General features: G+C 67.7%; 15 protein-coding genes. 9 read left to right on the top strand and 6 right to left on the bottom strand.

From position 1 onward, the window contains the following. The first annotated feature begins 5 nt into the window (after nucleotides 1-5). From ACIQK7_RS06505 to ACIQK7_RS06470, 8 genes are all read left to right on the top strand, one after another. The gene (locus ACIQK7_RS06505) at nucleotides 6-500 is read left to right on the top strand and encodes a phage tail protein (RefSeq protein ID WP_403022391.1); all 495 of its coding nucleotides are present in this window, start codon (nucleotides 6-8) and stop codon (nucleotides 498-500) included. 44 nt (nucleotides 501-544) lie between these two features. Beyond that, complete coding sequence (locus ACIQK7_RS06500; protein WP_403022389.1) at nucleotides 545-1,075, top strand: phage tail protein; 531 nt, start codon at nucleotides 545-547, stop codon at nucleotides 1,073-1,075. A gap of 57 nt (nucleotides 1,076-1,132) precedes the next feature. Next, nucleotides 1,133-1,402 carry a phosphoribosylformylglycinamidine synthase subunit PurS gene (gene purS, locus ACIQK7_RS06495; RefSeq protein ID WP_403022387.1) on the top strand — a complete coding sequence of 90 codons (270 nt, stop codon included), beginning with the start codon at nucleotides 1,133-1,135 and terminating at the stop codon, nucleotides 1,400-1,402. Further along, nucleotides 1,402-2,106 (top strand): phosphoribosylformylglycinamidine synthase subunit PurQ, encoded by a 705-nt coding sequence (gene purQ / locus ACIQK7_RS06490; protein WP_403022385.1) that lies wholly within the window; start codon nucleotides 1,402-1,404, stop codon nucleotides 2,104-2,106. Before purS ends, purQ begins: the two co-directional genes overlap by 1 nt. Further along, entirely contained in the window at nucleotides 2,103-2,600 is a 498-nt protein-coding gene (locus tag ACIQK7_RS06485) for a DUF3817 domain-containing protein (RefSeq protein WP_403022383.1), read from the top strand. The genes purQ and ACIQK7_RS06485 overlap by 4 nt, the downstream gene beginning before the upstream one ends. A 153-nt stretch (nucleotides 2,601-2,753) precedes the next feature. After that, entirely contained in the window at nucleotides 2,754-3,950 is a 1,197-nt protein-coding gene (locus ACIQK7_RS06480; RefSeq protein ID WP_403022381.1) for an SHOCT domain-containing protein, read from the top strand. 8 nt (nucleotides 3,951-3,958) lie between these two features. Continuing rightward, nucleotides 3,959-5,176: a TFIIB-type zinc ribbon-containing protein gene (locus ACIQK7_RS06475; protein WP_403022380.1), complete on the top strand. Its 1,218-nt coding sequence runs from the start codon at nucleotides 3,959-3,961 to the stop codon at nucleotides 5,174-5,176. Continuing rightward, a complete protein-coding gene (locus ACIQK7_RS06470) occupies nucleotides 5,176-5,487 on the top strand; it encodes a hypothetical protein (RefSeq protein ID WP_403022378.1) in 312 nt (103 codons plus the stop codon). Before ACIQK7_RS06475 ends, ACIQK7_RS06470 begins: the two co-directional genes overlap by 1 nt. 3 nt (nucleotides 5,488-5,490) lie before the next feature. On the opposite strand, the gene ACIQK7_RS06465 is transcribed toward ACIQK7_RS06470, so the two are convergent. The 4 genes from ACIQK7_RS06465 to ACIQK7_RS06450 all read right to left on the bottom strand — a co-directional run bounded on the left by ACIQK7_RS06465 (nucleotide 5,491) and on the right by ACIQK7_RS06450 (nucleotide 9,229). Next, nucleotides 5,491-6,534, bottom strand: coding sequence for a mechanosensitive ion channel family protein (locus tag ACIQK7_RS06465; RefSeq protein WP_403022377.1), 1,044 nt, complete (start codon nucleotides 6,532-6,534; stop codon nucleotides 5,491-5,493). Nucleotides 6,535-6,565: 31 nt separating this feature from the next. Next, on the bottom strand, nucleotides 6,566-7,786 hold the full coding sequence (locus tag ACIQK7_RS06460; RefSeq protein ID WP_403022376.1) for a mechanosensitive ion channel family protein: 1,221 nt from the start codon (nucleotides 7,784-7,786) through the stop codon (nucleotides 6,566-6,568). 104 nt (nucleotides 7,787-7,890) lie between these two features. Beyond that, nucleotides 7,891-8,868 (bottom strand): SRPBCC domain-containing protein, encoded by a 978-nt coding sequence (locus ACIQK7_RS06455; protein WP_403022374.1) that lies wholly within the window; start codon nucleotides 8,866-8,868, stop codon nucleotides 7,891-7,893. Between the two features lie 10 nt (nucleotides 8,869-8,878). Further along, a complete protein-coding gene (locus tag ACIQK7_RS06450) occupies nucleotides 8,879-9,229 on the bottom strand; it encodes a metalloregulator ArsR/SmtB family transcription factor (RefSeq protein WP_325210065.1) in 351 nt (116 codons plus the stop codon). Between the two features lie 153 nt (nucleotides 9,230-9,382). Between ACIQK7_RS06450 and purL the strand changes: the two genes are divergently transcribed. Further along, the gene (gene purL / locus ACIQK7_RS06445) at nucleotides 9,383-11,701 is read left to right on the top strand and encodes a phosphoribosylformylglycinamidine synthase subunit PurL (protein WP_403022372.1); all 2,319 of its coding nucleotides are present in this window, start codon (nucleotides 9,383-9,385) and stop codon (nucleotides 11,699-11,701) included. 156 nt (nucleotides 11,702-11,857) lie between these two features. On the opposite strand, the gene ACIQK7_RS06440 is transcribed toward purL, so the two are convergent. Both ACIQK7_RS06440 and ACIQK7_RS06435 read right to left on the bottom strand, forming a co-directional pair. Next, nucleotides 11,858-12,148: a chorismate mutase gene (locus ACIQK7_RS06440; protein WP_403022370.1), complete on the bottom strand. Its 291-nt coding sequence runs from the start codon at nucleotides 12,146-12,148 to the stop codon at nucleotides 11,858-11,860. 10 nt (nucleotides 12,149-12,158) lie between these two features. Beyond that, entirely contained in the window at nucleotides 12,159-13,196 is a 1,038-nt protein-coding gene (locus ACIQK7_RS06435) for an MBL fold metallo-hydrolase (protein ID WP_403022369.1), read from the bottom strand. Nucleotides 13,197-13,198 lie beyond the last annotated feature (2 nt).

Here is a 13,198-nt window from a genome sequence, read left to right as displayed (position 1 = left end):
CACCCATGGCAGAACCATTCCTCGCCGAGATCCGCTTGGCATCGTTCAACTTCCCGCCCAACGGGTGGGCCTTCTGCAACGGGCAGTTGCTGCCCATCAACCAGAACCAGGCGCTCTTCTCCCTGCTCGGCACCACCTACGGCGGAAACGGGCAGACGAACTTCGCCCTCCCCGACCTGCGGGGGCGGCATCCGCTCGGAGTCGGCGACGGGCACACGCTGGGCGAGCGTGCGGGTGACTCGGTCCACACGCTCTCGATCGCCGAGATGCCCCAGCACAGCCACGACGTCACCCTCGCGGCGCAGGCGACCCTCACCACCCCCGGCAACAACCGGCTCGCAACGCCTGGCAAGCCAGCCTATGCGCCGTCGCGCACCACGACCATGCACCCCGCGTCCGTCGAGAACACGGGTGGATCCCAGCCACACAACAACCGCTCGCCCTTTCTCGCGCTCACCTTCATCATCGCGCTCCAGGGCATCTTCCCCTCCGCCTACTAGGCCGCGACTCACCCGTCTCACCCCATCCAGCCGAAAGGAGCCCCGTGGCCGACCCATTCGTCGCGGAGATCCGCATCTTCCCCTTCAACTTCGCCCCCAAGGGCTGGGCGTTCTGCAACGGCCAACTTCTCCCGATCTCCCAGAACACGGCGCTCTTCTCCCTGCTCGGCACGACCTACGGCGGCGACGGCAAGTCGACCTTCGCACTGCCTGACCTGCAGGGCCGCATGCCACTGCAGGCAGGGCAGGGACCGGGACTCTCAAACCGCTGGTTAGGTGACACGGGTGGGCAGGCCACGGTGACGCTGCTCGAGAGTGAACTCCCGCCGCACAGACATTCGGCTCGGGCCCTCAATGACCTTGGTGACACCAACACGCCCGCCTCCGCAGCGTGGGCGTCTCCCCGAGCGGGTCGAGTCACGGAACCGTCGTACGGCCTAGGCACCGCGAGTACGACCAGCATCCCGGGAGGGCTCACAACCGCGGGGGGCAGCCTGCCACACAACAACCTCCCGCCCTACCTCACACTGCACTACTGCATCGCGCTCCAAGGGGTCTTCCCCCCGCGACCCTGAGGCGGTGCGTCCCGGTAGACTGGGAGCACACATCCGCGCGATCCCCTTGGAGTCACCGTGCCCACAATCGTCGTCGAGGTCATGCCAAAGGCCGAACTGCTCGACCCCCAGGGCAAGGCCGTTGCTGGCGCCCTGCACCGGCTCGGCAAGCAGCACTTCACGGATGTCCGCATCGGCAAGCGCTTCGAGATCACGGTCGATGAGGTCACCGATGCGGTCGTCGCCGAGGTGCGACAGCTCGCGGAGGAGATGTTCTCGAACTCCGTCATCGAAGATGTTGTCAACATCATCGTCCCCGAGTCCACGGCAGCAGGAGAGACCCACTGATGGCACCCCGCGTCGGCGTCATCACCTTCCCCGGCTCGCTCGACGACCGGGACGCCCAGCGCGCAGTGCGCCTCGCGGGCGGTGAGCCCGTCGCCCTCTGGCACGGCTCCCACAGCCTCGAGGGCGTCGACGCACTCGTGCTGCCCGGCGGCTTCAGCTACGGCGACTACCTGCGCGCGGGCGCCATCGCAAGCTTCTCCCCCATCATGGCGGAGGTCGTCGATGCCGCGAACAAGGGGATGCCGGTGCTCGGCATCTGCAACGGCTTCCAGATGCTCGCCGAAGCACACCTGCTCGAGGGCGGCCTCATCCGCAACAGCCACGGCCAGTTCATCTGCCGCGACCAGGTGCTGCGCGTCGAGAACACCGAGACCGACTGGAGCCGCGGCTACGAGCAGGGCCAGGAGATCGTGATCCCGCTCAAGAACGGCGAGGGCGGCTTCATGGCGAGTGCCGAGACGATCGAACGCCTCGAGGGTGAGGGTCGCGTCGTGTTCCGCTACGTCGACGTCGATCCCAACGGCTCCCTCAACGCGATCGCCGGCATCACGAACGAGCGCGGCAACGTCGTCGGCCTCATGCCGCACCCGGAGCACGCGGTCGAGGAGGGCTTCGGCCCCGACACCCACGCCGCCATGCGCAACGGCACCGACGGCCTCACGATCTTCACGAGCGCGATCCAGCACGCGCTCGCCTCAGCGTGAGCGCCACGAGCACGACCACGCGGGTGACGCCGCGGAGCTTCTTCCGCGTCGTCGCGATCGCCGAGGCGATCACCTGGACCATGCTCATCGCGGGTCTCCTCATGAAATACGTCTTCACGATGGGAGCAACCGGCGACCTCGCGGTGCGCATCGGCGGCACCATCCACGGCTTCGTGTTCATCACCTACGCCGCGACCGTCATCATCGTCGGCTTCAACCAGCGCTGGAGCATCCCCCTCATCGCGCTCGGCGTCGTCACCGCGGTCGTTCCCTACGCGACCATCCCGTTCGACATCGCGATGGATCGCCGCGGGCGACTCGAGGGTGACTGGCGCACCGAGGCGACGGATGACCCACGCGACAAGGGCTGGATCGACCGGCTACTGCGCTGGTTCCTGGCGCGCCCGATCCTGCTTGTCGTGGTCTTCATCGTCGCCGTCGTTGCGGTGTTCTTCGCGGCACTCGCGATCGGCCCGCCCGGGGGCGACCACTAGGCTTCGCCGCGGATAGGTCTTCCGAAGAGGCCTCTGGACGAAAACTCCTACCCCAGAAGTGGGAGGAGCCGGAGACAATGCGAGCCGTTGTCGCCACTGGAAGCCGACCGATATGCTGGCGCAACTCGTGTCGCCCAGCTCTGGAGATCTGTCATGTTCGGTTTCATCAAGGCCTTCACCGGTGCCCTCGGCGGCACCTTCGCAGACCAGTGGAAGGACTTCCTCACCGCACCGGCAGGCCTCGCCCCCACGGCGGCGATCTTCCCCGCCGTGCCGCAGGGCCAGAACGCCGGGCGCGGCGCGAACGTCAAGGGCTCGACCAACATCATCACCAACGGCAGCCGCATCGTGGTGCCAGAGGGATACGGCCTCGTCACGTTCCAGGACGGCCAGCTCACCGGCTTCATCGCCGAGCCCGGCGGCTTCATTTACACCTCCGATGACCCCAACTCCCAGTCGTTCTTCGCGGGCGACGGCATCCTGAGCTCGACCCTCAAGACCTCGTGGGAGCGCTTCAAGTTCGGCGGCCAGCCGGGATCGCAGCAGCTCGCCTTCTACGTCAACCTCAAGGAGATCCCCAACAACCGCTTCGGCACCCAGTCGGAGATCTATTGGGACGACGCCTACCTCAATGCCCAGGTGGGCGCCATCACGCGCGGCACCTACACCCTGCGCATCGTCGACCCCGTGCTCTTCGTGAAGCAGTTCGTGCCGCTCGCCTACCTCGGCCCCGATGCGAAGGTCTTCGACTTCACCGACCTCGACAACGACGCCGCCAGCCAGCTCTTCAACGAGGTCGTCGGATCGCTCGCGGCGGCATTCTCGTACTACACGAACGATCCGAGCAAGGGGAACCGCATCGCCCGCATCCAGGGCGACGCGATCGGCTTCGCCCAGTCGCTCGGCCAGGCCGTCGAAGACGGCTACCAGTGGACCAGCGATCGCGGTATCTCCATCGTCAAGGTCGCCATCCAGTCGATCGAGTACGACGAGGACACCCGCGCGCTCCTCAGCGACGTCAAGAAGGCGGATGCCCTCGGCGGCGCCCGGGGCAACTCCTTCATGCAGCAGGCGGCCGCGCGCGGCTTCCAGGCCGCCGGCGAGAACGGCGGGGGCGACGGCATGGCGTTCCTCGGCATGGGCATGGGAGCCGCGGCAGGCGCCGCGGGTGCCTTCCAGCAGCCCAACACCGCACCCGGCTTCGCCCAGCAGGCCGCACCCGCGGCGACGGCGGCTCCCGCCGCGGAGGACCCGGCGGCCAAGCTCTCGCAGCTCAAGGGCCTCCTCGACCAGGGACTCATCACCGAGGCGGACTACGAGGCCGCCAAGGCCAAGGTCCTCGGCCTGTAGGCGCAGGGATGACCCAGCTCGCCCCCGGGGACGACGCCGCCCCCGCGACATCCGATGCCCCCGAGGTCGTGCAGACCGACCTCGGCGCCAAGGACGGCCTCACGAAGTGCCAGCGCTGTGGCTCCACCGAGATCGCGCTCAACGTGGCGACCGGGATGCTGCGCTGCGCCTTCTGCCGTCACGAGCAGTCGAGCGAGAACGCCCACGAGGCCTTCGACCTGCGCGGCGACATCGGCGACCTCGCAGGACTCGTGGTGGGTTCAGGCTCCAGCGACATCAGCGAGTCGACCGAGGTGGTGCTGACCTTCAAGTGCAGCGCCTGTGGCGCCGAGGTGGTCGTCGACACGGCGCACAGCACGCAGGCGCGCTGCCACTGGTGCCGCAACACGCTCTCGGTCAACGCGCAGATGCCCAACGGCGCGGTGCCGGACATGATCCTGCCCTTCTCCGTCACGAAGGAGGAGGCGATGCGGCACATCGACGAGTTCGTGAAGAAGCGCACCTTCTTCGCGCACCCGGCGTTCAAGCGCGAGTTCAACGCCAGCAACGTCATGGGCGTCTACCTGCCCTACATGGTCGTCGACGTCAATGCACACGCGCTCCTCACTGGCCAGGGCGAGCACGAGACGGCTCGCCGCACGACCGGCGAGGGCAAGGATGAGCGCACGGTCTATGACGCCGACCTCTTCGACGTCGAGCGCGAGTTCGACATCCACATCGACGACCTCACGATCGAGTCATCGAGCGAACGCCTCGACCAGCGCACAGGTCACAACACCAACAACATCATCAACTCGATCATGCCGTTCGACGTCGAGAACGCCGTGCGCTACGACTCCAACTTCCTCAGCGACTTCACCTCGGAGCGGCGCGACAGCAACGTCGAGCAACTCGGCCCGGCCGTGCTCGAACAGGCGAAGGACATCGCGCGCCACAGGGCGATCGACACGCTCGCGCACTACGACCGTGGCGTGCGCTGGGACAACGAAGACATCGAGATCAAGGGGCAGCGCTGGCTCGCCGCATACCTCCCCGTCTGGCTCTACAGCCACTACGAGCAGAAGGGCGGCGGGCGGAGCCTGCTGCATTACGTCGCCGTCAATGGCAGGACGGGAGAGACCATGGGAAGCGTGCCCCTGCACAAGGGCCGCGTCGCGCTCGGCGCCGTCGTCGCGCAGGTCATCGGCACTGCGGCCGGCATCGGGCTCATGGTGACGATGTCATGATGCTCGAACTCCTGCTCGACCCCGCCTCCCTCGTGCCGCCCGTCTTCACGGAGTACTACTCCGATGAGGACGATGACGGCTCGATCCTGCCGCTCCTGCTCCTGCTGTCGGGGCCAGCCTTCGCCGTCTTCGTGTACCTGCGCTACCGGAACACTGACAAGCGCCACCGGCACGAAGTCGAGACGCACGCCACCCTGCACGACGTGCGCGCCGTCGACACGAAGGTCAGGTCGCTGAGCAACCTGTCGAACTCACGGATGAAGGGCGCCAACCACACCGAGGTGAGGGCCAACCGCCGCTCGATCTTCTGACGATCAGGTGCTCGGCTCGGGCAGGGTGATGCGGGTCGTCGGGAGCGCCTCGGGGTGCTCCTCCTGCAGCCACGTGACCATCTCCTCGCGCACGAGGCACATGAGGTTCCACTGGTCGCCCGAGTCCTTCGCCGAGATCGTGAAGCGGATCGTCACGAAGCCGCCCTGCGAGCCGGTGACGACGACCCCACCCGCGCGACCATCCCACAGGTCCGTGCCCTGCAACAGTTCCATGAACCGCTCGCGCACCGCCTTGATCGGCACGCGCCAGTCGACATCCATGTAGACGGTGCCCATGATCCTGGGGCTCTGGCGCGTCCAACTCTCGTAGGGCTGGCTCGCGAAGTACGTGCACGGCAGGATGAGGCGGCGCTCGTCCCACACGTTCACGACGACGTAGGAGAGGGTGATCTCGCCGATCGTGCCCCACTCCCCCTCGACCACGACGACGTCGCCGACGCGCACCGAGTCGCTGAAGGCGAGTTGGATGCCCGCGATCAGGTTGCCGAGGGTGGTCTGGGCGGCGAGGCCCGCAATGATGCTGACGATGCCGGCGGAGGCAAGCACGCTCGTGCCGACGGCGCGCACCTCGGGGAATGAGAAGAGCACGACACCGATCGCCACCACCGCGATCAGCACATTCGCAAGGCGGCGGATGACCTGCAGTTGCGTGCGCATCCGCCTGATCTCGGGCAGGCTCTCACCCTCGGTCGAGTAGCGGCCCATGAGGCGCTCGATGCCGAAGGAGGCAAGCCCCGACAGCAACCAGGCGCCCGCGAGCACCGTCAGGATGAGAAAGACGTGCGACAGCGTGGGCCACCACTCGAACTGTGCGGGAGCGGTCAGTCCGGCCGCAGCCCAGAACGCGATGAGCGCGACGAGAAGCTGGATGCGCGGGTGAAGCTTGACGACGAGGGCGCGGAGCCAGCGGCTCTGCTCGTCAGACCGCGAGACGATGACGCGCACCACCACCGCGACCACCACGTTGGCGACGAGGGCGATGCCCACCGCCAGGAGGGTTCCAGCCCAGCTGTTCCACTCGATCATTCAGTGTCCCTTCGCTTGTGAACTCCCCAGCCTAGGGATCCTGCCGCTCCGCTTCGTGATCGTCGTCGGGGCGGATGATCGGAATCGCCTGAGTGAACTCGCTCGCCCGGGTCTCCGCCTCGATGCTGCCCGTGAACAGGCCGGGGCGCTCCGGCAGGGGCTCCACATTGCCATCGACCATCGGCATCTCGACGGTCTTGGCGTCACGCTCGGACGGGTCATAGGGGTCGAGCATGACGACCCGCTGCCGCGGCATCCCGGGCGAACCCTGGCGGATGAGCCAGCGCACCATCTCCTCGCGCACGTGGCAGCGGAGGTCGAAGAGGCGCCCCGAGTCACTGGCCGAGACGAGGATGCGCACGCGCATCGTGTGGCCCGTCGTCTCCGTGACCTGGAGCACCGACTCGCGCTGGTCCCACAGACTTGTCGCCGCGAGGATGCGGTCGAGCTGGGTGCGCATGTCGTCGAGGTCGAGGTTCCAGTCGAGGTCGAACTCAACCACGCCGAGCAGGTCGCTCGAGTGACGCGTCCAGTTCTCGAACGGGGTTGTCGTGAAGTAGGTCGACGGCAATACGAGGCGCCGGTCATCCCACAGCTTGAGCACGACGTAGGTGAGGGTCATCTCCTCGATGCGGCCCCACTGTCCCTCGGCGATCACGACGTCGTCGACGCGGAGCGCCTCGCTGAAGGCCAACTGGATGCCCGCGAACATGTTGCCGAGCGTCGACTGGGCGGCGAGGCCCGCGATGACGCTGATGATGCCGGCGGAGGCGAGCAGGCTCGTGCCAACCGCCCGCACGGCGTCGAAGGTGAGCAGCACGCCAGCGATCGCGAGCACGATGACGATCGCGATGACGAGGCGCCGCACGATCTCGAGCTGCGTGCGGGCGGTGCGCGCCGAACGACTCTCGGGATCGTTGCGGTACCGGGAGATCGCATGGTCGATCGCGAGGATGATAAGGGCGCCAACCAGCCAGGCCGCAACGATGATGACGCCGATGAGGAAGCCGTGCGAGACATACGGCCACAGTTCCCGGTCGGGCAGCGTCTGCCCCACCGCGAACCACAGGGCGATGACGACGACAAGCACGCGGAACGGCATGCGACCCCAGCGGGTGAGATTGCGCACGAACTGGTACTTGCGCCCGAATGCCGACGCCACACCGGTCACGATCAGGATGACGATCGCCGCCGCCACGAGCGCGATCGCCGCGGCCGCCGCCATCCCGGGCCACGACACCCATTCGAACATCCGCGCCTCCTCCCGGCCGACTCCCACGGTAGGCGCGTTGCGGCCGAAAGGTCAGGGGGACACGGATGCCGATTGAAGGAGGCGGCGGATGCTTCGGCAGGGTGTTACTCCGCGAGCACCGTCTCGAGTCGCGCGTACGAGGCCTCCATGCCCTCCGCCATTCCGGTCGCGAGGATCATGTCGCGGGTCTCGCGGTCGGGGTACTCGATGTGCAGGATGACGAGGGTCGCGCCATCCTCCTCCTCGAACACACTGTCGTTGATCGTCGAGGGACCGTCGGTGCCGGCCATGCGTTCCGTCGTGACAACCCGGCGCGGCGGGTCGACGACGAGCACCTCGCCCTCGAAGCCGAAGGATTCACCCTCCGTGCCTTCGAGGGGCGCCCAGGCGTATCGGTAGCTGTCGCCGACCGTCTGGCTCGGTTCGCACGCGGTCATGGTCCACCCGTCGGGGCCGAGCATCCACTGCCGCATCAGCTCCGGGTCGTTATGGGCCTGCCATACGAGGTCGCGCGGGCCGTCAATGAGGCGCGTGATGCGCACGAGCGTGTCACTCAGCTCCTCCACGCGGGTGCCCTTGCCCTGCGCGTACTCGCGAAGGCCCGTGAGCACCCGGTCGAGCTGGTTCATCGCCGTCGTCGAGCCCTCCACAGCCCCCATCGCGACGACCTGTTCGAGCGCTTCGGCGGAATCGAAGTAGGTCGTGTTGCGCAGGCGGGCGCGCGAGCCATCCGCTTCGAACTCGAAGGTCATGCGCATCGACGGGAAGCCCTCGAGGGGCGCACCGTCGTCGCCCATGAAGCTGTCGATGACCTCGAAGCGGCGGGGTGCCTCGATCGAGAGGAACTCCCAGCGGCCCGAGGAGCGCTCACCCTTCGGCCCGGTCATGTGGTACTCGGCGTGCCCGCCAGGGCGAGCGTCGAAACTTGTGAAGGTGGCGGGCCAGGTCGGCGGGCCCCAGAAACGCTCGAGCTGGCGCGGGTCGCTGAAGACCTGCCAGAGGCGATCGACGGATGCCTCGAATTCGGCGGTCAACGTCATGGTGAGTTGTTCGGGGTCGGTCGTGACATCCGTGACAGGCATTGCGTTCTCCTCAGGGATTCTCGGCGAGCAGCGCGTCGAGGCGATCGACGCGTCCACGCCACAGTGCTTCGTAGTGCGCGAGGAGGGCTCGCGCGCGGGCGATCATTTCGGGGTTCGCGCGGACGAGTCGTTCCCGACCCTCCGCGCGCTTGACGATGAGATGGGCGGCCTCGAGCACGGCGACGTGCTTCTGCACCGCCGCGAATGACATGTCGTATTCGCTGGCGAGGTCTGAGACCGACTGCTCGCGGTCGATCGTGCGGCGCAGGATGTCACGCCGCGTCGCTGCGGCGAGCGCCTGGAACACGCGATCGACTTCGGCATCGCTCAGCTCTTCTCGTTCATCTCGTTGTGCAACCATTTGGTTGTACGTTACGCCTGGTTCCGGGGCGCGTCAAGAGCTTTTCGCGGCGACGGGGCAGAGGCGGGCAACGGGTGGGACAGGGCTGGCCGGTAGACTCGGGGGTGCCCGGCTGTGCGAGCCGTGGCATCCGTCTCGCCCAGGAGCTCCCTCGTGACCGACGTCTCAACCCCCGCCCGCCGCCACGTCGCCGACACCGTCGAGAACGCCAAGGCCACCCCCGAGAAGGAGCAGCCCTACGCGGCGCTCGGACTGAAGCCTGACGAGTATCAGGCGATCCGCGACATCCTGGGCCGCCGCCCCACCTCGGGCGAGCTTGCGATGTACTCCGTCATGTGGAGCGAGCACTGCTCCTACAAGTCGTCGAAGAAGTACCTGCGCCAGTTCGGCCAGAAGGTCTCCGATGAGATGAAGAAGAACCTCATGGTGGGCATGGGCGAGAACGCCGGCGTTGTGGATGTCGGCGAGGGCTGGGCCGTCACCTTCAAGATCGAGTCGCACAACCACCCCTCCTACATCGAGCCGTTCCAGGGTGCGGCGACCGGCGTCGGCGGCATCGTGCGCGACATCATCTCGATGGGCGCCCGCCCCGTCGCCGTCATGGATGCGCTGCGCTTCGGCAAGATCGACGACCCCGACACGGCCCGCGTCGTGCACGGCGTCGTGAGCGGCATCAGCTTCTACGGCAACTGCCTCGGCCTGCCCAACATCGGCGGCGAGACCTGGTTCGACCCGGTGTACCAGGCCAACCCGCTCGTCAACGCACTCGCGGTCGGCGTGCTCCGCCACGAAGACCTGCACCTCGCCAACGCCCGCGGCGTCGGCAACAAGGTCGTGCTCTTCGGCGCCCGCACGGGTGGCGACGGCATCGGCGGCGCGTCCATCCTCGCCTCCGACTCCTTCGACGAGGGCGGTCCGACCAAGCGCCCCGCCGTGCAGGTCGGCGACCCCTTCGCCGAGAAGGTGCTCATCGAGTGCTGCCTCGAGCTCTTTAAGAACGAACTCGTGGAGGGCATCCAGGACCTCGGCGCGGCCGGCATCTCGTGCGCCACCTCCGAGCTCGCAGCCAACGGTGACGGCGGCATGCGCATCCAGCTCGAGAACGTGCTGCTGCGCGACCCCACGCTCACGGCCGAGGAGATCCTCATGTCGGAGAGCCAGGAGCGCATGATGGCGATCGTGCACCCCTCGAAGTTGGACGCCTTCATGGCCGTCGTCGACAAGTGGAACGTCGAGACGAGTGTGCTCGGCGAGGTCACCGACGGCGACCGCCTCATCATCACCCACTTCGGCGAGGAGATCGTCAACGTCGACCCGACGACCGTCGCGGTCGACGGCCCCGTCTACGACCGACCCGTCGCCTACCCGGCATGGCTCGACGCGCTGCAGGCGGATGTCTCGAGTCGCCTGCCCCGGGCATCCTCGTCTTCCGAGCTTCGCACCCAGGCGCTGCAGCTGCTCGGCAGCCCGAACCTCGCGGCGAAGGACTGGGTCACCAACCAGTACGACCGCTACGTGGGCGGCAACACTGCGCTGTCGTTCCCGGATGACGGCGGCATGGTGCGCATCGACGAGGAGAGCGGCCTCGGCTTCGCGGTCGCGACCGACGCCAACGGGCGCTACTGCCAGCTCGACCCCGCGCAGGGCGCCAAGCTTGCCCTCGCCGAGGCATACCGCAACGTGGCGTCGACGGGTGCGAAGCCCGTCGCGGTCAGTGACTGCCTCAACTTCGGCTCCCCCGAGAACCCCGAGGTCATGTGGCAGTTCAGCCAGGCCGTCGAGGGCCTCTCCGACGGATGTCTCGAGCTCGGCATCCCCGTCACGGGCGGCAACGTCTCCTTCTACAACCAGACGGGCGACGTGCCCATCCACCCGACCCCCGTCGTCGCCGTGCTCGGCGTGATCGACGACGTCGCCCGGCGCGTGCCGAGCGGCTGGCAGGACGAGGGCAACAACATCTACCTGCTCGGCGTGACGCGCGATGAGCTCGACGGTTCCGCGTGGGCCGGCGTCATCCACGACCACCTGGGCGGCCGCCCGCCGGCCGTCGACCTCGCGACCGAGAAGCAGCTGGCGGAACTCCTGCACTCGGCGTCCATGGGCAGCCTGCTCTCCTCCGCGCACGACCTCAGCGACGGCGGCCTCTGGCAGGCCCTCGCCGAGTCGGTCGTGCGCTTCGGCCTCGGCGCGCGCGTCTGGACGAGCGGCATCGAGCAGCGCGACGGGGTGGATGCGACATCCGCCCTCTTCTCAGAATCGACCGGTCGCGTACTCGTGAGCGTGCCGCGTGAAGACGACGTGCGCTTCGTCGGACTGTGCGAGGGCCGCGGCTACCCTGTGCTGCGCGTCGGCGTGACGGTCGACTCGGGCGAGCTCGAGGTGCAGGACCAGTTCACCGTCTCGGTCGAGGAACTGCGCGCGACGCACCGCGGCACGCTGCCCGAGCACTTCGGCGCGATCGTCGGCGGTTAGGCCACTTTCACAATTCAGGAGTTGGCTTTCACAATTCAGGAGTTGGCTTTCACAATTCAGGAGTCCTGAATTAGGAGGGCCAACTCCTGAATTGGGGTTCGCCCGCCACGTCGGGTCCCAGGAATATCAGGAGCAGCTTCGCTCCTACGGTCGGCGTCAGGACTCGTCGCGGATGCGCTCGTGGTGGTGGATGACCTCGGCGACGATGAAGTTGAGGAACTTCTCCGCGAACTCTGGATCGAGGGTCGACTCGGTCGCGAGCTCACGGAGGCGCTGGATCTGCACGCGCTCGCGCTCGGGATCGGACGAGGGCAGGCCGTGTTCAGCCTTCAGGCGCCCGACCTGCTGGGTGAACTTGAAGCGTTCCGCCAGCATATGGATGATGGCGGCGTCAACGTTGTCGATGCTCTTGCGCAGGGAGAGCAGCTCTGGGGGCACAGAATTCACGGTTCCAACTCTATTCGGCGACCGGAGCCCCGACGCCCCACTGTTCGAGCAGCTCGACGTGACCGCCGCCGCGCACGAGTTCGAGGTGCAGTTCGGTCTGCCTGAGGGCCGCGATGAGGTAGTGCCGGGCCAGGTTCTCCCAGCCGCGCGACCACGTGAGCCGCGAGGCCGTCTCCCAGGTTGAGCCCGGGTCGCCGTGCTCGACGAGCCGCGCCACCTCGGCCGTGCGCTTGAGGTGGTGTCGTGCAATCTCGGTGGCGCGCGCCGTGACCCCGCGGAAGCGGTATCCGTGACCGGGCAGCGCCTCGCATCCGTCGTACCTGGCGATGTCGGCCATGCCGTGCAGGTAACGCTCGAGCGGGTTGTAGTCGACGGGCCCGCCGAGCCCGATGCCGGGCACGACCTTCGGCAGCACGTGGTCGCCAGTGAAGAGCAGCCCATCGCCTTCGTCGAGCAGGCACATGTGCCCGGGTGTGTGCCCCGGCGTGTGCAGGGCCCGGATGCGTCGCCCCGGCACGTCGAGCAGCTGCCCGTCCTGCACGAGGATGTCGCCCTCGACGATGACCCGCGCGCCCTTGGTGGCGTAGCCGCGCACCTCGTCGAACCGCTCGGCCGGCACGCCCCAGCGGGTCAGCTCGTCGTGCACATGCTCGGGCCGCGCCTCGAGTGCGGCGACCCGCTGCTGCGCCTCGTGCTCGAGCCGGTGCAGCACGACGGGCACGCCGTGGAGCGCGCGCACGCGCCCCGCCAGACCGATGTGGTCGGGGTGGAGGTGCGTGACGATGACGGATGCGACATCCGCCCAGCCACGCCCGATGCGCCCGAGCGCGAGCTCCAGAGCGTCGAGGTTCTCGTCGAGGTCCCACCCGGGGTCGACAAGATGCACGCCGCCGCGCGCATCCTCGATCAGGTAGGAGAGCGTGTAGGGCATGTGCCCGGGCGGGATCGCAAGCGGGACCGTCCAGACCCCCTCGACGACGCGTTCCATCGCGGGCAGGCGGCCCTCCCGGTGCGCGTCGAGCTCGGCCGCGCTCACGGGCGCCGTCATCG

The sequence above is a fragment of the Salinibacterium sp. GXW1014 genome (genome assembly GCF_044769865.1).
Lineage (GTDB): Bacteria > Actinomycetota > Actinomycetes > Actinomycetales > Microbacteriaceae > Homoserinimonas.
This window is presented reverse-complemented; position numbering and strand designations above follow the sequence as displayed.